Source organism: Glaesserella parasuis, assembly GCF_002015085.1.
GTDB classification, from domain to species: Bacteria; Pseudomonadota; Gammaproteobacteria; order Enterobacterales; family Pasteurellaceae; genus Glaesserella; species Glaesserella parasuis.
This window is the reverse complement of record NZ_MUXW01000003.1, coordinates 25,714-45,963: the sequence shown is the minus strand read 5'-3', so window position 1 is coordinate 45,963 and position 20,250 is coordinate 25,714. Positions and strand designations below refer to the sequence as shown.

The 20,250-nt window shown below is 38.1% G+C and carries 19 protein-coding genes, 4 tRNA genes and 1 pseudogene; 4 read left to right on the top strand and 20 right to left on the bottom strand.

Annotated elements, in window-relative coordinates; all coding sequences use genetic code 11:
* Nucleotides 1-13 precede the first annotated feature (13 nt).
* From pgi to B0183_RS01640, 14 genes are all read right to left on the bottom strand, one after another.
* A complete protein-coding gene (pgi, locus tag B0183_RS01705; protein WP_078208234.1) occupies nucleotides 14-1,657 on the bottom strand; it encodes a glucose-6-phosphate isomerase in 1,644 nt (547 codons plus the stop codon).
* An 18-nt stretch (nucleotides 1,658-1,675) separates the two neighbouring features.
* Nucleotides 1,676-1,936: a ubiquinone biosynthesis accessory factor UbiK gene (ubiK, locus tag B0183_RS01700; protein WP_005713096.1), complete on the bottom strand. Its 261-nt coding sequence runs from the start codon at nucleotides 1,934-1,936 to the stop codon at nucleotides 1,676-1,678.
* Between the two features lie 117 nt (nucleotides 1,937-2,053).
* Nucleotides 2,054-2,128 (bottom strand) — tRNA-Gln (locus B0183_RS01695).
* 46 nt (nucleotides 2,129-2,174) lie between these two features.
* A tRNA-Gln gene (locus B0183_RS01690) sits at nucleotides 2,175-2,249 on the bottom strand.
* Between the two features lie 24 nt (nucleotides 2,250-2,273).
* Nucleotides 2,274-2,358, bottom strand: a tRNA-Leu gene (locus tag B0183_RS01685).
* Nucleotides 2,359-2,361: 3 nt separating this feature from the next.
* Nucleotides 2,362-2,438 (bottom strand) — tRNA-Met (locus tag B0183_RS01680).
* A 182-nt stretch (nucleotides 2,439-2,620) separates the two neighbouring features.
* Complete coding sequence (gene aroE, locus B0183_RS01675; RefSeq protein WP_005713094.1) at nucleotides 2,621-3,439, bottom strand: shikimate dehydrogenase; 819 nt, start codon at nucleotides 3,437-3,439, stop codon at nucleotides 2,621-2,623.
* Nucleotides 3,440-3,442: 3 nt separating this feature from the next.
* Nucleotides 3,443-3,997 (bottom strand): Sua5/YciO/YrdC/YwlC family protein, encoded by a 555-nt coding sequence (locus B0183_RS01670; RefSeq protein ID WP_005713092.1) that lies wholly within the window; start codon nucleotides 3,995-3,997, stop codon nucleotides 3,443-3,445.
* Nucleotides 3,997-4,527 carry a DNA topoisomerase family protein gene (locus B0183_RS01665; RefSeq protein ID WP_021112716.1) on the bottom strand — a complete coding sequence of 177 codons (531 nt, stop codon included), beginning with the start codon at nucleotides 4,525-4,527 and terminating at the stop codon, nucleotides 3,997-3,999. The genes B0183_RS01670 and B0183_RS01665 overlap by 1 nt, the downstream gene beginning before the upstream one ends.
* Before the next feature lie 7 nt (nucleotides 4,528-4,534).
* On the bottom strand, nucleotides 4,535-4,840 hold the full coding sequence (gene yqfB, locus B0183_RS01660; protein WP_005713088.1) for a N(4)-acetylcytidine aminohydrolase: 306 nt from the start codon (nucleotides 4,838-4,840) through the stop codon (nucleotides 4,535-4,537).
* Nucleotides 4,833-5,288, bottom strand: coding sequence for a recombination regulator RecX (recX, locus tag B0183_RS01655; RefSeq protein WP_005713086.1), 456 nt, complete (start codon nucleotides 5,286-5,288; stop codon nucleotides 4,833-4,835). Before recX ends, yqfB begins: the two co-directional genes overlap by 8 nt.
* Nucleotides 5,289-5,340: 52 nt before the next feature.
* Complete coding sequence (gene recA / locus B0183_RS01650; RefSeq protein ID WP_021112712.1) at nucleotides 5,341-6,459, bottom strand: recombinase RecA; 1,119 nt, start codon at nucleotides 6,457-6,459, stop codon at nucleotides 5,341-5,343.
* 132 nt (nucleotides 6,460-6,591) lie between these two features.
* The gene (locus B0183_RS01645; protein WP_021114078.1) at nucleotides 6,592-7,197 is read right to left on the bottom strand and encodes an aminotransferase class IV family protein; all 606 of its coding nucleotides are present in this window, start codon (nucleotides 7,195-7,197) and stop codon (nucleotides 6,592-6,594) included.
* Entirely contained in the window at nucleotides 7,175-8,146 is a 972-nt protein-coding gene (locus B0183_RS01640) for an aminodeoxychorismate synthase component I (protein WP_021116195.1), read from the bottom strand. The genes B0183_RS01645 and B0183_RS01640 overlap by 23 nt, the downstream gene beginning before the upstream one ends.
* A gap of 32 nt (nucleotides 8,147-8,178) precedes the next feature.
* On the opposite strand from B0183_RS01640, the pseudogene B0183_RS01635 reads away from it, so the two are divergent.
* The 4 genes and pseudogenes from B0183_RS01635 to B0183_RS13150 all read left to right on the top strand — a co-directional run.
* Nucleotides 8,179-8,373, top strand: a pseudogene (locus B0183_RS01635) (cation transporter); the annotation flags it as partial.
* 223 nt (nucleotides 8,374-8,596) lie between these two features.
* Entirely contained in the window at nucleotides 8,597-9,460 is an 864-nt protein-coding gene (gene tehB, locus B0183_RS01630; protein ID WP_062924243.1) for an SAM-dependent methyltransferase TehB, read from the top strand.
* A gap of 114 nt (nucleotides 9,461-9,574) precedes the next feature.
* A complete protein-coding gene (dusA, locus tag B0183_RS01625) occupies nucleotides 9,575-10,546 on the top strand; it encodes a tRNA dihydrouridine(20/20a) synthase DusA (RefSeq protein WP_035523677.1) in 972 nt (323 codons plus the stop codon).
* Nucleotides 10,547-11,136: 590 nt separating this feature from the next.
* Nucleotides 11,137-11,349, top strand: coding sequence for a hypothetical protein (locus tag B0183_RS13150; protein WP_415578958.1), 213 nt, complete (start codon nucleotides 11,137-11,139; stop codon nucleotides 11,347-11,349).
* 319 nt (nucleotides 11,350-11,668) lie between these two features.
* On the opposite strand, the gene rpoD is transcribed toward B0183_RS13150, so the two are convergent.
* The 6 genes from rpoD to rne all read right to left on the bottom strand — a co-directional run bounded on the left by rpoD (nucleotide 11,669) and on the right by rne (nucleotide 20,158).
* Nucleotides 11,669-13,525 carry an RNA polymerase sigma factor RpoD gene (gene rpoD / locus B0183_RS01615; protein WP_021112717.1) on the bottom strand — a complete coding sequence of 619 codons (1,857 nt, stop codon included), beginning with the start codon at nucleotides 13,523-13,525 and terminating at the stop codon, nucleotides 11,669-11,671.
* Between the two features lie 98 nt (nucleotides 13,526-13,623).
* Nucleotides 13,624-15,372 carry a DNA primase gene (dnaG, locus tag B0183_RS01610; protein WP_016527503.1) on the bottom strand — a complete coding sequence of 583 codons (1,749 nt, stop codon included), beginning with the start codon at nucleotides 15,370-15,372 and terminating at the stop codon, nucleotides 13,624-13,626.
* 143 nt (nucleotides 15,373-15,515) lie between these two features.
* The gene (rpsU, locus tag B0183_RS01605) at nucleotides 15,516-15,731 is read right to left on the bottom strand and encodes a 30S ribosomal protein S21 (protein WP_005712190.1); all 216 of its coding nucleotides are present in this window, start codon (nucleotides 15,729-15,731) and stop codon (nucleotides 15,516-15,518) included.
* A gap of 169 nt (nucleotides 15,732-15,900) precedes the next feature.
* Nucleotides 15,901-16,305 carry a hypothetical protein gene (locus B0183_RS01600; RefSeq protein WP_052157431.1) on the bottom strand — a complete coding sequence of 135 codons (405 nt, stop codon included), beginning with the start codon at nucleotides 16,303-16,305 and terminating at the stop codon, nucleotides 15,901-15,903.
* Between the two features lie 521 nt (nucleotides 16,306-16,826).
* Nucleotides 16,827-17,108 (bottom strand): hypothetical protein, encoded by a 282-nt coding sequence (locus B0183_RS01595; RefSeq protein WP_021116200.1) that lies wholly within the window; start codon nucleotides 17,106-17,108, stop codon nucleotides 16,827-16,829.
* A 92-nt stretch (nucleotides 17,109-17,200) separates the two neighbouring features.
* On the bottom strand, nucleotides 17,201-20,158 hold the full coding sequence (gene rne, locus B0183_RS01590) for a ribonuclease E (RefSeq protein WP_174221452.1): 2,958 nt from the start codon (nucleotides 20,156-20,158) through the stop codon (nucleotides 17,201-17,203).
* Between the last annotated feature and the right edge of the window lie 92 nt (nucleotides 20,159-20,250).

Sequence of the window (20,250 nt, the reverse complement as noted above, 5' to 3'; positions counted from 1 at the left end):
TCAGATTTTGCCATTATTGTTTCCATAATTTGAACTGATTAATCAAACCATTCGTTGAACTATCGTGGCTAGTAATGGTTTCGTTATTTTCTAGCTCTGGCAAGATACGGTTAGCAAGTTGTTTACCTAACTCAACGCCCCATTGGTCAAAACTATAAATATTAAAAATCACGCCTTGAACGAAGATTTTATGTTCATACATTGCAATCAACGCCCCTAAGGTGAATGGGGTGATTTTTTGGACTAGAATTGAGTTCGTTGGTTTGTTGCCTGTAAATACTTTAAATGGCACAATTTCTGCAACTTCTTCTAAAGATTTACCCGCTTGTGAGAACTCTTGTTCCACTACTTCTTTTGACTTACCAAAAGCAAGTGCTTCAGTTTGTGCGAAGAAGTTTGAAAGCAATTTAGGGTGATGATCGCCAATCGGATTATGGGTTTGTGCAGGTGCAATAAAATCACAAGGGATCAATTTTGTACCTTGGTGAATTAATTGATAGAAGGCGTGCTGTCCATTTGTACCTGGTTCACCCCAAATGATAGGCCCTGTTTGGTAATTGACAACTTTTCCATCTCGCCCAACATATTTACCGTTAGATTCCATATTGCCTTGTTGGAAGTAAGCCGCAAAACGGTGCAGATATTGATCATAAGGTAAAATCGCCTCTGATTCTGCACCTAAGAAGTTATTGTTCCAAATACCGATAAGGGCGAGTGTTAATGGGATATTTTGCTCTGTTGGAGCATTAAGGAAATGTTTATCCATTGCGTGAGCACCATCAAGTAGTTGCTCAAAGTGTTCAAAACCGATAGAAAGAGCAATAGATAACCCAATCGCAGACCAGAGTGAGTAGCGTCCATCAACCCAATCCCAAAATTCAAACATATTTTCTGTATCAATACCAAATTTAGCGACCTCTTTGGCATTCGTTGAAAGAGCTACGAAATGTTTCGCCACAGCAGATTCGTCTTTTGCAGTATCCAATAACCATTGACGTGCTGAAAGAGTATTCGTCATTGTTTCTTGAGTAGTAAAGGTTTTTGATGCCACAAGGAAAAGGGTTGTTTCTGGATTGATTTTCGCTAAGGTCTCAGCAATATGCGTGCCATCGACATTAGAAACAAAGTGCATTGTTAAGTGATTTTTGTATGGACGTAATGCTTCAGTGACCATATATGGACCTAAGTCTGAACCGCCAATCCCAATGTTTACCACATCAGTAATCGCCTTGCCTGTGTAGCCTTTCCAGTCGCCTGAAATCACACGCTCACAGAAGCCTTTCATCTTCGCTAAAACCGCATTTACTTCTGGCATCACATCTTTGCCATCTACTTCAACAGGGGTATTTGAGCGATTGCGTAAAGCGGTATGAAGTACTGCTCGATTTTCTGTACGGTTAATTTTTTCACCATTAAACATTGCGTAAGTGGCTGATTTAACTTGGCATTCATCGGCCAATTTACGCAATAGGGAAAGGGTGTGTTGGTTGATCGCATTTTTAGAAAAATCAACGAGAATTTGATCTTCAAAACGTAATGAATATTTATCAAAACGTTTTGGATCTTCATTGAATAGCTGTGGAATCGTCAAATTCTCAGCTTTGTGCTGTTCAAGGGCATTCCAAGCGAAAGTTTGGGTTGGATTGATGTTTTGCATTGAATTATCCTCTAAAATTTAATTTTGTGATTCAGTTGATTGTGTTGAGCTTAGTTCATCTAAGCGTTTTTCTAATTCATTCAATTTTTCACGGGTGCGAAGTAAAACTTGAGATTGAACTTCAAACTCTTCACGAGTAACTACATCAAGTTTAGCGAGTTGGGCTTGTAAGATTTGTTTAAATTTTTCTTCTAAATCATTGCCCACATTTTTTAAACCTTGTGGTAATGCATTGTGAAGTTGCTGTGCGAGAGATTCTAAATTTTTTGGATTAAGCATAATGTTCCCCTTGTAAATTAGGGCATTAATTCTAAAGAATTTCAGTAAAGATAAAAAGCAAAGAATAGAGAGAATTTAAAAAATTAGAGAATTATTTTATCTAGAGAAATAAGAAGATGGCTGGGGTACTAGGATTCGAACCTAGGAATGCTGGGATCAAAACCCAGTGCCTTACCGCTTGGCGATACCCCAAAAGAAAAAAACTAACTTGCGTTAGTTCATTCGATTTGAAATAAGATGGCTGGAGTACTAGGATTCGAACCTAGGAATGCTGGGATCAAAACCCAGTGCCTTACCGCTTGGCGATACTCCAGTCGTTTTATTTGCAAGCTTAAAATGGTGCGGGACGAGGGACTTGAACCCACACACCTCTCGGCGCCAGAACCTAAATCTGGTGCGTCTACCAATTTCGCCAGTCCCGCAAATGGTGGCTACAACGAGATTCGAACTTGTGACCCCAACATTATGAGTGTTGTGCTCTAACCAGCTGAGCTATGTAGCCATTTGCGTCACCATATCGGCTTTGCGGGGCGTATTATGCTGATTTCACTCTACCTCGTCAAATACTTTTTTGAAAAAAGTAAATTTTTCTGCTTGTTTGACTAGAGATTCGGCAAATTGTCAGAAAAAACAACAATAATCTCTATAAAAGACTGATTTTATAATAAGTTAACGATTGCCGTTTTAAAATTCCATTTCTTGTTTTATCTGTTTTAATATAGGTTCAACATCTGGTAATACATCTTCCCACAACTGAAACGCATAAGCCGCTTGTCCAACTAACATTCCTAAACCATCTTGGTATTGTGTTGCCCCTTGTGAACGGGCGTATTCAAGAAATGGGGTCTGCATATTTGGAGCATATTGCATATCATAAATGTTGGCTTGTGTAAGTAATCGTGCTGGCAATTCGACGCACTTGCCTTGCAATCCAAGCGATGTCGCATTGATAATTAAATCGAACGACTGTTCGGGAAGTTCATCGAAACAAGCGGATTGAATTTGCCCAAACTTTGCAAACTTTTCAGCTAAACTGGCCGCTTTATCTGCCGTTCGATTGTAAATGGTGATCTGCTGTTGAGCTTGTAATAAGGGATAAAGCGCGCCTTTGGTTGCTCCACCAGCCCCTAAAATCAGTATGCGTTGATGTGGGTTAAGCCAGCCTAAACGGGCAAGATCGGATACTAATCCAACACCATCGGTATTGTCCGCATATAAACGCCCATCATCTAACCGCTTGAGCGTATTACAAGCTTCGGCTTGTAAGCAACTTTCGCTATAAATATCCGCAAGGGCAAAGGCTCTCTCTTTAAAAGGGGCTGTGATATTTGCACCTTTAGCACCTTCCGCAAAAAATTGTTTGAGTTGCTGTTCAAACTGTTGTTCATCGCCTAATTTCGCTACGTAAGAAATCGCTTTGCCCGTTTGTTGCCCGAAAAGTGTATGTATTCTTGGGGATTTGCTTTGTGCAATCGGATTTCCCCAAACTGCGTACTGGTTCATTGTCTATCCTTGTCGAAAAATATGTTGGCTAAAAATGTCACGGATTTCAGACGGATTTGACTTTCCGCCTGTGGCTTGATCTAATACTGGGAACGATTTGCCAAATTGCTGTCGTACTTCGTCGGCAGTTAGGCAAGGTGGGAGTGTCGTTAAATTTGCACTCGTAGAAGTGAGTGCAAAGCCCGTCGCTGTACAAAGCTCGACAACGGCTGGCACTTGGCATAATCGCACAGCAATGGTGTCAAACTGCCCTTTCAGATAACGTGGAACTGTGGCTTTGGCTGGCATTATCCAAGTAATTGCCTGTTCGCCTAGCGTTTCAAAACGTTGCCATTCCACCTCTGTCAAATGTGTATCATCAATGTAGGGTAGAAGCAGTTTTTTATTATGGGCAATTAAAATCAGCCCTTTTTCTTCTGGACGATTTTTTAATTGAAGCAGAGATCTTACCGCTTGCTCGCTTTGCGGATTGCAACCTAATCCAAAAACGGCTTCAGTAGGATAGGCAATCACTTGATTTTGTTTAAGTTTGTCAATAAGTTGATTAAAAGAATACATTATTCGCTTTCACTAAATAGATGCTGACATTTTCTGTTTGCACAGAGAAAATAGGATTTTCCACGCACTTTTTTGATGGTGGCTAATTCACCTAAACATTGTGGACATTGTTGCTTTATGGGCTTGGTTGGCAAGGTAAATTTACACTCAGGAAAGCCTGAACAGCCATAAAATGTTTTACCTGAACGCCCTGTTCGTGCCACTAATTTATGTTTCTGGCATTCAGGGCAGTCAAATTCTTCCTCGATTTCAGCTTCTTCGTGTACCGTAAAATGGCAGTCTGGATACTGGCTACAACCGATAAACATACCAAAATGCCCCTGTTTTAATTGCAATGGCGATTGACATTCAGGGCATTGTTCATCAAGGGTTTTGATGATATGGCTTGCTTGGTGGATAGGTTTGAGGTAATCGCATTGCGGATAGCTACTACAGCCTAAAAAAAGCCCCTGCTTTCCCCGTTTTAGTTGTAATGGAGAATGGCATTGCGGACATAATTCTGTCTGTTTCGTGGACTTAAAAAGGCTCATTTTTAAACTAAATTAACTCAAATTCAATCACAAAAAAGTCGTTATGGTTCGGGTAAATCTCTTTGATTACTTGTTTTAGTTCGGCAAGTGTCATATTTTCTTGTTTAGCGTGCGTATCATTGAGCTGTTCAAACTGAATAGGGGTAACAGATAGTACACGAATATGAGCAAACAAGCGGTCTGTTTCATTTGTAAAAACACTTAACTCTTGGCCCGCTTGAAAATAGCTTTCTGACTTATCACGAATGGTAATGGTCTTTTTACCACTGACAATGTCTGCTTCAAAACGACTAAAAAAAGTAATCTTATTCATCGTAGTCACCATAATCTAGATCCAATAAATGCCTAAAATGATCGTTATAAAAACCGTGGCTCACCATATATCGCCACATTTTTTGTTTCGCTTTTATATCCCAATGTGATGGTCTTTTTTTCTCAAAAAGCCGTTCGGCAAGTTCAAAAAAATCGACTTCCGCTTCATCAATGGCTTGGCTAATTACCCACTCTTTTATACCTTTGAGCTGTAACTCTTGTTTTAGACGGCGTGGCCCATAGCCTTGTTGTGAACGATAGCGAACGTAACTGATGGCAAAACGTTCATCACTTTGCCATTTATTCGCTTGAGCCTGTTCAATGGCTTGCTCAATTTCTTGTGTATTATATTCTTTAAGTTGTAATTTGTGGCGAATTTCAGCTTCGCTATATTCTCGTTTAGAAAGTAGATAAAGCAAATAGCTATTCGCAGAATATTTATGTGTCATTTATTTACCGCAGTAAAATAAAAATGCGGTTCTCACAAACCGCATTAAGTTATTATAGTTCTTCTTCGCTAAACTCTTCGACATCGCTTTCATCATTGCTGTCGCTTGCCGTCGCTTTTAATACGCTATTTGGGTTTGACGCCAATGTATTTCGGATCTCTTGTTCAAGTTTATCTGCAATTTCAGGGTTCTCTTTTAACCATTTCACTGCATTATTTTTACCTTGTCCAATTTTCGTTCCGTCGTAAGAGAACCAAGCACCTGATTTCTTAATAAAGCCATTTGCTTCAGCTAAAATCAGTAGCTCATTCATACGAGAAATCCCTTCGCCGTACATAATATCAAATTGTACTTCACGGAATGGCGGTGCAACTTTGTTTTTTACTACTTTTACTTTTGTTTCACTACCAATAATTTCATCGCCATCTTTGACTACACCACAACGACGAATATCTAAACGAACAGAGGCATAGAATTTCAGTGCATTACCGCCTGTGGTGGTTTCTGGATTACCAAACATTACACCAATTTTCATACGGATTTGGTTGATAAATACAACTAAACAGTTGGTATTTTTGATGTTCGCAGTAAGTTTACGCAACGCTTGTGACATTAAACGTGCTTGTAAGCCCATATGCGAGTCACCCATATCCCCTTCAATTTCAGCTTTTGGCGTGAGTGCAGCGACAGAGTCCACAATAATGACATCAACTGCCCCTGAACGCACTAACGCATCACAGATTTCAAGAGCTTGTTCGCCGTTATCTGGCTGAGAAATTAGTAATTCATCGGTATTTACCCCTAAATTGCGAGCATAGACAGGATCTAATGCGTGTTCCGCATCAATAAATGCACAGGTTTTATTGCCTTTTTGAGCTTGGGCAATTAAAGAAAGTGTTAAGGTTGTTTTACCTGATGATTCTGGCCCATAGATTTCAACAATACGTCCCATTGGCAAGCCACCAATACCAAGAGCAAGGTCTAGTCCTAATGATCCCGTTGAAACAGACTCAATATCTAATTGTTCAGTCTGCCCCAATTTCATAATAGAGCCTTTACCAAATTGTTTTTCAATTTGAGCAAGTGCCGCTTCCAATGCTTGTTTTTTCTGTTCTGGTTCAACTTGTTTAACGACGGTATTGTTTTTTGAAGATTTCTTATTCTCAGCCATAATGCTTTCCTTTGTTCATTGTTTGGATAGGGCAATCGCATTGCCATAAAACTGTAAATTATTATACTGTTTAACCATACAGTTTCAACTATTTTTTTCAGTTTTTCGATCTATGTCACAAATTTTGCCAAATTACCGCAAGATGTGACCGCTTGTGATTGAAACTGCTCTTTGCAGATCGAAAGGATTTAAGGCATTGATCACCATTATCTGATCATAATCAAAAAGTGCTTCCACAGGTATATCAACTAAGCTAATTTTTTGCTCGTCTAATAAATGGCTCAGTTGTGTGCCTTTTAATAAATAATGATTTGGGCTATACCATTTTCCTTGTTTTAAAAAAAGTAAATTGCCAATAGAACAATCACTAATAAAACCATTATTAACAAGAATAATTTCATCACAAGCGGTCTGTTTTAATTGTTCTAATTCAAGTCGGTCAGTATATTTGAATTGATAATCAAAATTCTCTACATAAACGCATTGAAAGGTTTTTATTTTTTTAGGTACATAATGGAAAAACTGAACTTGATATTCTTTTGTATTATAATCAATACGACAACGTACTAATCCCTTTTGATATTCTTCAGGGATATTAATAATCTCCGAAAGTGCAAAATTATTCTCTTGTTTAAAATAATATCTAAAAGCATTATTCATTCGTTGTTGATGATAAAAAATATTCTGCACTTTACCATCAATAATCGCAATTGTTTCAAAGAGTGGATATTGGCACATAAACCTTCTCTAAAATTTCATTATATTCATCATCTAGCTGACTTAATGCAGTAATTCCGCCACCGCTACGAAAATAATATTTGTCCCCTTGTTTTTCAATATAACGAATAGCCACTGCACTCTCTACATTTTCACCATCAAAATAACCGAAAATACCTGTATAATAGCCACGTTCTTGTTGTTCTGCCTGCTGAATAATTTCAACGGTTTTCACTTTCGGTGCTCCACTAATTGAGCCTGCTGGCAAGAGTTTATCCAACATTGTACCAATATTTTCTTGCCAATTTTCATCGAGCTCCCCACAAATTTCAGAACTCGTCTGATAAATCGCTCCACGATGTGTTACTACTTTTTCAACATAACGGTATTTCGTAACCTGAATATATTTTGATACTAAAGCTAAATCATTTCGAATTAAATCAACAATAGTATTATGTTCGGTAAACTCTTTTTCTGAATTTAATAATTTATTTACTGCATCTTCTTCATTTGCATTTATTGTGCCTTTCATAGGATAAGAATAGATTTTATTCTCTTTTATACGAATAAAACACTCAGGGGAAAAACAGACAAAATTCTCATCTAATAACAATTTGTATTTAGCTTTGCTTTGCTGAAAAATTTGTGCTAAATGATAATTTGTTTTAATTTTAGTTTGCTGAGTTAAGTTTAAAAGATAACTATTCCCAATTTGGATCTGTTGTTGAACAAAATCAAAGGCTTTTTTATATTGTGTATAATTAGGTGGAATAATCTCTAACTCAAAATTTTCATTTGTTTTTAATGATTGAATAAACTTTTGTTGTCCATTAAAATCAAAATAAAGCCCTTTATCTTCTATTTCAGATAAAGGATAAATTAATGGTTTCTGTTTTTCAAAATCAATTAAAAAGAAAAAAGGCAAACGCATTTTTCCATACTGATTAGCTATTTGAATAAATTGTTGCATTTTGATATTTCTATTATTCGAAGTTAAAACCTATGTCCCATTCACATTCTTATATGGAGACGCACGCCCCACAAAATAAGCCTATCCTATTGATTAGTTTAGCTATTATAACGACTTTTATGGTTGTTGAAGCAATCTCTGGCTATTTCTTTAATAGCCTTGCCTTACTTGCTGATGCCGGGCATATGGCAAGCGATAGTTTATCGCTCTTATTATCACTTTTTGCATAACCTTGCAAAACGTTTTCACAAAATGGATATTCACGCCACATTGCAAAATGATTTAGCCGTTTATTTTGAACAGCACGGAAAAACAGAGTGCACCCACCATCATTAACTATTTGATATTAATCAAATAGTTAATAAAGACCGACTAAAATAGTCGGTTTTTTGTTGCCTTTAGTAAAAAAAAGCATAACATCTCCAACGTAGTGCAACTTTGGAGAAAAATATGGACAACTTAATTTGCTATAAACAGATGCCAGTTTGGAATAAAGAAAACCTACCACAGATGTTTCAAGAGAAACATAATACTAAAGTAGGGACTTGGGCAAAATTAACGATCTTGAAAGGATCATTGAAATACTATGAATTAACCGAAGAAGGTGAAATTGTTAAAGAAATGATTTTCGATGAGCAAAACCAACCACCTTTTGTGGAGCCACAAATTTGGCATAAAGTTGAGCCACTAAGCGAAGATCTAGCTTGCCAACTCGCTTTTTATTGTACACCCGAAGATTATTTCGCTAAAAAATATAATCTCACCGCAACACATTCTGAAGTATTAAATGCGATGAATTATCTTTCGACTGGAAAAGTACTAGACCTTGGCTGTGGAAGAGGACGAAATGCACTCTATCTTAACTTAAAAGGGTTTGATGTAACCGCAGTTGATCAGAATGAAGAAAGTATCCATTTCCTCAATTCAATCATCGAAAAAGAAAATGCTCAACATATCCAAACAGGTATTTACGACATCAACCAAGCTAATATACAAGGTGAATTTGACTTTATTGTTTCCACTGTCGTAATGATGTTCCTAAATCGTCATCGTATCTCTGCAATTATCGAAAATATGCAAAAAAATACCAAAGTCGGGGGATATAATCTTATTGTCTGTGCAATGAACACGCAGGATTTCCCTTGTCCAATGCCTTTTTCATTTACATTCCAAGAAAATGAACTGAAGCAGTATTATCAAGGCTGGGAACTTGTTAAATACAATGAAGATTTGGGGCATTTACATAAAACCGATGAACACGGCAATCGTATTCAGCTACGTTTTGTGACAATGTTGGCGAAGAAGTTGGGGTAGATCGCGTAGTTCTCATCTTAAACTCAATTTTATGGCATAATGGAAACTTTATAAGAATCTATTGTTATCAATGACAATAGATTCTTCGTTTTATACATTATTTGGATTTTATCAATGCAAGAACCTTACTATCGCGGGCGTTTTTCCGTTGCACCAATGCTCGATTGGACAACTCGCCACTGTCGCTATTTTCACCGTCAATTTACTCAACATAGCCTACTTTATAGTGAGATGATTACCGCACCCGCAATTTTGCACGCAAAATATGATCTGCTTGCTTACGATCCCACAGAAAACCCTGTGGCGTTACAATTAGGGGGAAGCGATCCTGAACAGTTAGCGAAATGTGCAAAATTAGTCGAAGAACGGGGCTATGCGGAAATCAATCTGAATGTCGGGTGTCCGTCAGATCGTGTTCAAAATGGTATGTTTGGTGCTTGTTTAATGGGAAAAGCGGATTTAGTTGCTCGATGTGTAGAAGCGATGAAGAACGAAGTGAGTATTCCTGTTACCGTTAAACATCGTATCGGCATTGACGATCTGGATAGCTATGAATTTTTATGTGATTTTATTGAGAAAATTCAGCCTTATTGTAACGATTTTATTGTCCACGCGCGTAAAGCGTGGCTGTCAGGTCTAAGTCCGAAAGAAAATCGTGAAATCCCACCGCTTGATTATGAACGAGTTTATCAACTCAAGCGGGATTTTCCACATCTTAAAATGAGCATTAACGGCGGGATTAAAACGATTGAAGAGATCAAACATCACTTGCAATTTGTTGATGGCGTGATGGTCGGGCGTGAAGCCTATCAAAATCCGTCCTTGCTTGGTTATATTGATCGAGAGCTGTTTGATCCAAACGCCGAGATTGTTACACCAAAACAAGCCGTTGAAAAAATGCTACCTTATATTGAACAGCAACTTTCACAAGGCGTTTATCTCAATCACATTATCCGCCATATTCTTGGTGCATTCCAAAACTGCAAGGGAGCAAGACAATGGCGTAGGCATTTAAGTGAAAATGCGTGCAAACAAGGGGCGGGTGTAGAAGTGGTTGAACAAGCATTATCTTTTTTGCCTTACTAGTTGCAAAATCTATTAAATACTTAACGACTCAGGTGCTTATGGTTTATTGCAGGTGTAATAGACAAATTTATTGCTAAAAAGTGACTTAAAGCCTTATAGTACAAGGCTTTAAGCACTCTTTTTGAAATATGAACAAAAACTGCCCATTTTGCTAAAGTCTGAAAATAAAGAAACATGGTACATCAAATAATATTCAACGATATTTTGTCATAAGGGTCATAAAACATTTTCCCTTAAGAATAAATTAGATCCAATTAAAATTTGGACTGATTACACATCCGGAAAACAAACCTATCAACAACTTGCCGTTAAATATCATTGTTCAGTCAGAACGATTCAAAGATATATTGATAAAGCACCTAAAACGGCTTTAAAACTACCTTTAAATCGATACCTAAACATCATTATGGATACAACGTTTTTAGGACGTTATTTTAGCGGATTCGTGTTAATGGATACGCTTTCAAATAATGTCATTTCCCATTATTTTGTGCGAACCGAAAAGATATTTACTACAAACTTGTCCTGAATAGGTTAAGAGAAAAGGCTATATAATTCAATCGATTACTTGCGATGGTAGGCGTGGTTTGATGAAAGATTTATTTAATACCCCAGTACAAATATATCAATTTCATATGGTGGCAATTGTGATGAGAAAATTAAGAAAAAAACATCAATTACAAGCGGGCAAAGAATTAAAAATAATTGTAAAAACACTCACAAGAAGCTCAAAAAATGAATTTTATCGGCGATTACACTCTTGGTTCATAAAACACCAAGCATTTTTTAAAAGAAAGGAGTGATAAAGCGAATGAAAAAGGCTATTTTCCTTATAAACATCGCAATGTAAGAAGCGCTTATGCCAGTTTAAAACGTTATATGGATTTTATTTTTATCTATGAAAAACATTCTGAATTAAATATAGAAAAGACGGCAAATCGCTTAGAGGGGTTATTTAGTGAACTTAAGCGAAAATTAAATAATCACAATAGATTAACGAAAAGCGCAACATGTTGTTTATAAAAGATTTTTTAAATAAAAAGAGTTGCTAACATTTAAAGAAAATAAACATTAGCAACCATTTTGTCTACTATGCCTTTATCTACTATACCGGATTAACCATTAATCATCTAAGAAACTGCGTAGAGTTTCGGAACGGCTAGGATGGCGAAGTTTGCGTAACGCTTTTGCTTCAATTTGACGAATACGCTCACGAGTTACATCAAATTGTTTACCCACTTCTTCAAGAGTGTGATCGGTATTCATATCAATACCAAAACGCATACGCAATACTTTTGCTTCACGAGGTGTTAAACCCTCTAGTACAGCATTAGTTGCAATTCGCAAACTTTCTGCCGTTGCAGAGTCAAGAGGCAACTCAAGAGAGCTATCTTCGATGAAATCCCCTAAATGTGAATCATCGTCGTCACCCACTGGCGTTTCCATTGAGATTGGCTCTTTAGCAATTTTGAGGACTTTACGAATTTTATCCTCTGGCATTCCCATTTTTTCTGCTAACTCTTCAGGTGTTGCTTCACGTCCCATCTCTTGTAAGCATTGGCGAGAAATACGATTTAATTTGTTGATCGTTTCAATCATATGCACAGGAATACGAATAGTACGAGCCTGATCCGCAATAGAGCGTGTGATCGCTTGGCGAATCCACCAAGTCGCATAAGTTGAGAATTTATAACCACGGCGATATTCAAATTTATCTACTGCTTTCATTAAGCCGATGTTACCTTCCTGAATTAAATCAAGGAATTGTAAACCACGGTTGGTATATTTTTTAGCAATAGAGATCACAAGACGTAAGTTGGCTTCTACCATCTCTTTCTTCGCTTTGCGAGCTTTTAATTCGCCATCTGCAATACGTCCACCAATTTCACGAATTTGCGTAATGGTTAAACCAGTTGTTTCCTCAAGTCTCTGTAAGTTTGCGATATTTACACGAATATTATCCACATAGTTGGCTAGCTTAGGCACTCCGCCTTTTTTCGCATTGATCGCTTTTTCAATCCACGCTTCAGATAATTCATTACCTTGGAATGCTTTAACGAAGTCCGCTTTTTTCATTCCAGCATACTCCACCGCATAACGTTGAATTTGGCGCTCTTCCGCACGCACTTGCTTCATCATTTTTTGCATTGATTCAACTAACAAATCAAATTGTTTTGGCACTAAACGGAACTCTCGAAAAATATCGGAAAGTGCTTGAATTTGATCTCTTGAACGTTTGCTAGTACGTCCGTGTTTTTGGATTGCTTGTAAAGCTTTTTGATGTTGCTCTTTTAATAGCGTAAATTTCTCACGAGCAAGCTCTGGGTCAATGCTATTGTCATCACCGCCATCGCCCGATGATTCGCCATCTTCATCTTCACTTTCATCATCAATATCTGCAACGGTATCACTTTCGCTTTCTTCATCTAGATCATCTACAGAGGTGCTTTCTACTGCATTTGGATCAACGAAAGCGGTTACAAGATCGGATAAACGTACAGTGCCTTCTTCGACTTGATCATAACGAGCAATTAATTCACTTAAGGCTTCAGGATATTCTGCAATTGCACATTGAACTTCGTTAATACCTTCTTCAATACGTTTTGCAATATCAATTTCGCCTTCACGGGTTAGTAACTCAACAGTTCCCATTTCACGCATATACATACGGACTGGGTCTGTGGTACGACCAAGTTCAGACTCTACCGTTGAAAGTACTTTAGTCGCCTCTTCCACTACATCTTCATCGGCAATATTGCCCGCAAGCATTAAATCATCAGCATCAGGGGCAGTTTCAAGTACCTTAATCCCCATATCGTTGATCATTTGAATGATATCTTCGATCTGATCTGCATCGACAAGTTCTTCAGGCAAATGGTCGTGAACTTCCGAAATTGTTAAGTATCCTTGCTCACGCCCTTGAGCGATAAGAAGTTCTAACTGAGATTGTTGTTCTTCTAATTGAGAGTATTGTTCCATAGCTTTATCCGTTCTTAAGAGCAAAAATAAGTAGTGGATTATACCACTGCTTTGGGTGTGATAAATAGTTTCGCGAAAAATTATCAGTATTTGACCGCTTACCGTCCAGCCAATAGCATCATTAATTCCTGCTTTTCCTGTTGATTTAACCCTGTCGTACGATCTTTTGCCATTAAAATGTCAATTTGTCGATCAAGCAGTTTCTTATAGAAAAAATCAAGCGTATCAATAAAAGTGTTTTCGACATTTTCAGAAGATACCAAGTGATCCCAATTTGCCAATAATTCTAAATGGCGATAATTTGGGCTTTCTCGCAGATATTCCAATAAACCGCCCATTGAAATACCAAGATTAGCGTGACAGATATTGACTAATTCCAAAAATAAATCGAAGCCTTTTTCCTGCAAACTCTGCAAAAATGTCACATCTTCAGGTACATTTTGAACCAAATGAGGATTTTGAAGCAGTAACGCAATCAGTAACCGCATCGGTGTCCTTTCAATATGTGGCATATTGTGGCGTTTAGGTGCAGTTTCAACACTTTTCTGAGACAGCATCGATTCCAATTGTATTGGATCAAGAATACCCAGTTTTTGCCCCAATATATTTCGTAAATACAAACGTAACATTTCCCCTGGAATACGCTTGATCAAAGGTAATGCTAATGAAGCGAGCTTAGATTTTCCTTCTTTAGTGGAAAGATCGACCTGAGTAAGCAAAGAATCAAATAAAAATTCACTCAATGTTAATGCTTGTTCCAAATAGCGTTCAAACCCCTCTTTTCCCTGAACGCGAATAAAGGTATCAGGATCTTCCCCATCGGGTAAGAAGATAAATTTTATCTGTCTGCCATCGTGTAAATAAGGCAGCGCATTTTCTAATGCTCGCCACGCGGCATCTCGCCCTGCACGGTCGCCATCGTAGCAACAAATCACTTGTTCTGTTGATCTGAACATCAACTGAATTTGTTCACCTGTTGTCGCTGTTCCTAAAGAGGCAACGGCATTATTCACTCCAAATTGAGCTAAAGCTACGACATCCATATAGCCCTCAACTACAAATAAAAACTCAGGGTTTTCATTATGTTGTAAGGCTTGATACAAACCATAAAGCTCATTGCCTTTATGATAAGTGGCAGATTCAGGGGAATTAAGGTATTTCGGCTTTTCATCGCCTAATACTCGCCCACCAAAAGCAATTACTCGCCCACGCTTATCTCGAATCGGGAACATCACACGATTACGGAAACGATCATACACATTGCCTCGATCATTTTTAGAGAGCATACCTGTATCAAGCAACTTTTGCACTTCTTCAGGATTGTTTCCAAAACGACGAAGCACTGCGTCCATCGCATTTGGTGAAAAACCGATTTCAAAGCGTTCAATAATCTCTTGAGATAAACCTCGTTGCTGCAAATAGGCTTGACTAGCCCTGTCTTGTGTTAATTGCTGTTGATAGAACTTAGCGACCAAATCTAACAATTCATAAAGATTACGCCGAGTTTTATAACTGGCTTGTGGTTTGCCATCTCTATTGATCACATTTTCACGAGGCACTTCTAACCCGTGCAATGCAGCAAGTTCCTCAATTGCTTCAGGAAACTCTAACTTGTCATATTCCATTAAAAAGCTAATGACATTACCGTGTACGCCACAACCAAAACAGTGATAAAACTGTTTAGATTGGCTCACTGTAAAAGAGGGACTTTTTTCGTGATGAAAAGGACAACAGGCTTGGTAATCTCGCCCTGCTTTTTTGAGTTTAACACGACTATTGATCAGCTCGACAATATCGGTTCGAGCAACAAGATCATCAATAAATGAACGAGGAATAGAGCCTTTCATTGATTATCTCCTTGCTAGCAAGCGGATAGTTTTGCAAATTTTTTTACAATTCAGACCGCTTATGATGGACGGTATAAACATTGAAACCGTGATTCCTTAAAGGTTTCACGGTTCCAATTTAACTTCTGCTACCTAATTTAAAATTAGTATAAACGAGTGTTACGCGCGTTCTCACGGAAGTTACGTTTAGCATGACGTTTTGCTAAAGACGCTTTTTCACGTTTACGAATTGTAGTTGGCTTTTCATAGAACTCACGAGCACGAACTTCAGCTAAAAGACCTGCTTTTTCGCAAGAGCGTTTAAAACGACGTAATGCTACGTCAAATGATTCATTTTCACGAACTTTAATTACTGGCATAAGCCATCACCTCAGGAAATATATGTTTAAATGAAGCCGCACAAATTGGTGGCGGCATAGAACTAAAAAAGTTGATGCATTTTAGCTTAGACTGACTAATAAGTAAAGAGCACCTTATCAAAATAATCTACAAACATACAGCTTTTCAAAAATAACTTTACTTTGGTATTCACTGAACAATAATCTTGGAACCATTAGAAAATACGATGCCTCTTGCCTCATAAATTGCATTTAATGCAATATTATTTCTAAAACTATCCTGTATATTCTGAGGCAAAGTATCCAATGAAATAGAGAATATTACTTCACTAGTTGTACCTCTTTTTAAATTCTCTTTAAAAGAAACTGGGGTATCTTGTACAAGGACAATTTCATCTTGATAAGAATAATTCGTTTTCCAATGAACACTACGAATATTACGCTTACTTTTATTTTTTATGGTATATTTGAAATTCACTATAAAGTTCGACGATTTATTCTGAGATATCTCAGCTCCTATAAAATTAACTTCAATAGTATCAGTAAAGCGCTTTAAATTTTCTTCCTCTCTTGTGAGTTTAGCATTCTTATACACATTTTTTTCAGAGACAAGGGGGCTATTTTTATAGTTTCTGCATTAACACCTAACGTAACCCAACTAGATAAAGAAAGTACAATCAGATATTTTATCAATTTCATATTTCTCTCCTTAATAGTACATGCATAGAAGAGCATGTAAGATTATCTTCATCTCATGTAGAGAAGACTTCCTTATCTCGGATATATTACAAAAATTACAGTAGAATGACAATTATAACTTATTCAGTCCAAGTAATTTTATAAAATAGAAAACCATTTTCCTATATATTTACAATCTTGCTCCATCACCAACTGGTAACTTGGTTTTAGAAAACATGTATAAAAACGAAGTATGTATCTATAAATTCTTAAAAATACTTCAATACTTTTATTCTTGCAAAGAAAAAATACCGATTTTCTAATAATCTCAAAAACCGGTATTTACATAAATTACTCCTCAATATCTAAATATCAATCTTATTGAATTTTGTTTATAGAGAAGTATATTTCATTTCAATTATACGAAATGGACAAATATTATTTAGTATCTATGACTGGTGTTGCTTCTTCAGTCTGAGAAGACACTGCGTCCTTTATCCCATCCACTTTAGTTTCAACTAATTGTTTTACCTCTTCAATTGGAAGAGATACTGCATCTTTTAACCCGTCCACTTTAGTTTCAACTAATTGTTTAGTTTCTTCTACTTTAGTTTCTGTTGTTTGTTTTACCTCAGCAACTTTCTCTTTTGCTTGATCACAAGCGGTTAAAGAAAGCGTTGCTGCACCTAAAACTAAAGCGGTTAATAAAGATTTTTTCATAAAAATAATTCCTATAAATTAAGGTTTAAATTGCCACATTTAGAGTAAATACTTAGGAATTAGTTCCCTAAGCATTTACAAGTGATTAAAGATCAACCTTTTATTTTTGCAACCCTCGGTGCAGAATAAACGTGGCTCACTGCACTACTATGTCCGCCAAAGCCTTTTCCGTAGAAATAGTATTTTGAGTTCTGCCACTCTTTTGCTTGAATTAAGGCAATTTCTTCCGCTGGTGCTGCTGCAACCGTCATTTCTACTTGCGTATGTGCAACACGAGAGAATGTGCCTAGTTTCCCTTCAAACTGATATTGACTTTGATAAACCTTAATCGGTTCTGGAATCGGAGCTGCAACTTTCTGCTCAGATTCGACCGCTTGAGGCCCTAGCTCTTCCAATTTAATATGGCGACGTTCGTGATTTTCTTTAACTAAATCTCGGTTAGTCGGTTGAGAAACCACAAGCCCGAATGGTTTAGCCGATAAAGCCACTGCTTTCGGATCAACTTCTGTGGATTCTGCTTCAACTTTCGTACGACGTTTGTGGTTGTCTTTGACTAAATCACGATCTGAACTTTGAGTTACGAAATAACCAAATGGCACCGCTGAATCTTGATGAGCCTGAGTGTTAGCTTCCTCTTTTACGGGTTCAGCTACTTCTCTTGCTACAGATTGAACTGGCTGTTCTTGCTGTTGTAACATCTCATCAACAGATAAGAAACGAGGTTTCTCTTCCGCAACAGCTTTTGGCATTTCGCTAAATTTAATCCAAACCTTACCGCTTGCAAGTTCAGGCGAAGCGACAGCCGAAGTTAATGGCATTACTGCTTTTACTTCCTCACGACGCTCACGACGACGCTGATTGCCTACGCGTAAATGGCGAGGTAAACGGCGTTGGCGAGGCTCACGTTGCTCTGTACGTTCTTCTACTACAGGCTCTGAAGTTTCCAAAGGCATCTCTGCATTTACTGTAGTCACCACAGGCTCTGCCACAAATGAATCAGCCGCATTCTCTTCTGCTGGTGGTAAAGAAGCGGTAATTTCCGCTGAATGTTCTGCAGTTTCAATTCGCACTTTCTTACGTAAGTCACGACGTTGGCGACGCTCAGCCACTTTCGCTTCACGCTGTTGCGGAACTGAAACACCTGCCACTTCTTCTACAATTTCACGACGTTTCTTAGGCTCTACTGGAACGACTTCAGCTTCTTTCGTTGCTTCAACGACCGTGTTTTTACGCTCTTGGCGTTCGTTGCGGTTTGGTTTTTCACGGCGTTGCTGACGACGTTCACGCTGGTTACGAGCCTTACCTTTACCTTGCTTCTTCTCAGGTTCTTTCTCTTCGCTTGCAAACATTGCTTTGATTTTCGCAATAATTCGACTGATTAACGAAGGTTTTGCTGGCTCAACTGGTGTTGGTGCAGGCTGTAAATTTAACTCTGAACTTTGTAATACTGATTCAACGGTAATCACTGGCTTATTACGGCTAACCAACGCTTCTTCCGAATGGTGATGATGAATGTGATTTTCTTCATCTTGTTCTTGGTAGCGTTTCGCTAAATCGTAACTTAAGGTTGGAACGATCTCATTCTCACGCAGGCGATATACGCTAAAGTGTGGGGTTTCCATACTTTCGGTTGGTACAACAATCACTTGGACATCGTGGCGTTTTTCAATGTCGCTAATCGCCTTACGTTTTTCATTTAATAAGTACGAAGCAATTTCCACAGGCACAATAGCGTGAACCTGTACTGAGTTTTCTTTAATCGCTTCTTCTTCTAATAAACGTAAAATGGAGAGTGCAATCGACTCGTTATCACGAATTTTTCCTGTACCTTGACAGCGAGGGCAAACGTGTGATGACGCTTCACTTAATGATGGACTTAAACGCTGACGGCTCATTTCAAGTAATCCGAAACGAGAAATGCGTCCAAACTGGATTCTTGCACGATCTTGGCGTGTCGCTTCACGGATACGATTTTCCACTTCACGTTGATGACGAACTGGGGTCATATCAATAAAGTCGATCACGATTAAACCGCCCAAGTCACGCAAACGTAACTGACGAGCAATTTCGTCTGCCGCTTCTAAGTTGGTATTTAATGCTGTTTCTTCAATGTCTCCACCACGGGTCGCACGAGATGAGTTGATGTCGATAGCTGTCAATGCTTCGGTTACATCAATCACAATAGAACCGCCTGACGGCAAACGCACTTCACGTTGGAATGCTGATTCGATTTGGGATTCGATTTGATAGTGACTGAACAACGGTACTTCACCTTCATACAGGCGAACACGGTTGATAAAATCAGGACGCACAAGGCGGATATGATTTTTTGCTTTCTCAAATACCTTACGATTATCGATCAAAATCTCACCAATATCACGACGAAGATAATCACGGATTGCACGCACAATCACATCACTTTCTTGATGAATTAAGAACGGTGCAGGGAGAGATTCTGCCGCTTTTTTGATTGCCTCCCAGTGATGTAATAAAACTTTTAAGTCCCATTGTAGCTCTTCAGGGGATTTACCCACCCCAGCAGTACGCACAATTAAACCCACATCTTCAGGTACATCTAAGCAATCTAACGCTTCTTTCAGCTCTAAACGCTCGTCCCCTTCAATACGACGAGAAATACCGCCAGCACGAGGGTTATTTGGCATTAAAACAAGATAGCTACCAGCCAAAGAGATAAAGGTCGTTAAAGCCGCCCCTTTATTACCACGCTCTTCCTTGCTGACTTGAACAATAACTTCCGCCCCTTCTTGAATAATATCTTTTATGTTTGGGCGACCTTGGAATACATAACCTTGAGGGAAGTATTCACGAGAAATCTCTTTTAACGGAAGGAAACCGTGACGCTCTGCACCGTAATCAACGAATGCTGCTTCAAGACTGGGTTCAACACGGGTAATTTTACCTTTGTAGATATTCGCTTTCTTTTGTTCGTGTCCTGGGCTTTCAATATCCAAGTCGAACAGTCGTTGCCCATCAACAAGGGCAACACGCAACTCTTCTTTTTGAGTTGCATTGATTAACATTCTTTTCATTGTGTTTTCTCATTTTATTTTTGTTAGTGCTATTCATAGGGTTCGGGTTTGTATTTTTGCTAATCTGTCAATCTCCCGACTGTCTAAGGACA

Coding starts and splice junctions, on each gene's coding strand:
- dnaG (WP_016527503.1), bottom strand. CDS start 15,372: ATGAAAGGCTCTATTCCTCGTTCATTTATTGATGATCTTGTTGCTCGA.
- pgi (WP_078208234.1), bottom strand. CDS start 1,657: ATGCAAAACATCAATCCAACCCAAACTTTCGCTTGGAATGCCCTTGAA.
- rne (WP_174221452.1), bottom strand. CDS start 20,158: ATGAAAAGAATGTTAATCAATGCAACTCAAAAAGAAGAGTTGCGTGTT.
- tehB (WP_062924243.1), top strand. CDS start 8,597: ATGGACAACTTAATTTGCTATAAACAGATGCCAGTTTGGAATAAAGAA.
- B0183_RS13150 (WP_415578958.1), top strand. CDS start 11,137: ATGAAAGATTTATTTAATACCCCAGTACAAATATATCAATTTCATATG.
- recX (WP_005713086.1), bottom strand. CDS start 5,288: ATGACACATAAATATTCTGCGAATAGCTATTTGCTTTATCTACTTTCT.
- dusA (WP_035523677.1), top strand. CDS start 9,575: ATGCAAGAACCTTACTATCGCGGGCGTTTTTCCGTTGCACCAATGCTC.
- B0183_RS01595 (WP_021116200.1), bottom strand. CDS start 17,108: ATGAAAAAATCTTTATTAACCGCTTTAGTTTTAGGTGCAGCAACGCTT.
- ubiK (WP_005713096.1), bottom strand. CDS start 1,936: ATGCTTAATCCAAAAAATTTAGAATCTCTCGCACAGCAACTTCACAAT.
- B0183_RS01665 (WP_021112716.1), bottom strand. CDS start 4,527: ATGAGCCTTTTTAAGTCCACGAAACAGACAGAATTATGTCCGCAATGC.
- rpoD (WP_021112717.1), bottom strand. CDS start 13,525: ATGGAACAATACTCTCAATTAGAAGAACAACAATCTCAGTTAGAACTT.
- B0183_RS01645 (WP_021114078.1), bottom strand. CDS start 7,197: ATGTGCCAATATCCACTCTTTGAAACAATTGCGATTATTGATGGTAAA.
- aroE (WP_005713094.1), bottom strand. CDS start 3,439: ATGAACCAGTACGCAGTTTGGGGAAATCCGATTGCACAAAGCAAATCC.
- recA (WP_021112712.1), bottom strand. CDS start 6,459: ATGGCTGAGAATAAGAAATCTTCAAAAAACAATACCGTCGTTAAACAA.
- yqfB (WP_005713088.1), bottom strand. CDS start 4,840: ATGAATAAGATTACTTTTTTTAGTCGTTTTGAAGCAGACATTGTCAGT.
- B0183_RS01640 (WP_021116195.1), bottom strand. CDS start 8,146: ATGCAACAATTTATTCAAATAGCTAATCAGTATGGAAAAATGCGTTTG.
- rpsU (WP_005712190.1), bottom strand. CDS start 15,731: ATGCCAGTAATTAAAGTTCGTGAAAATGAATCATTTGACGTAGCATTA.
- B0183_RS01670 (WP_005713092.1), bottom strand. CDS start 3,997: ATGTATTCTTTTAATCAACTTATTGACAAACTTAAACAAAATCAAGTG.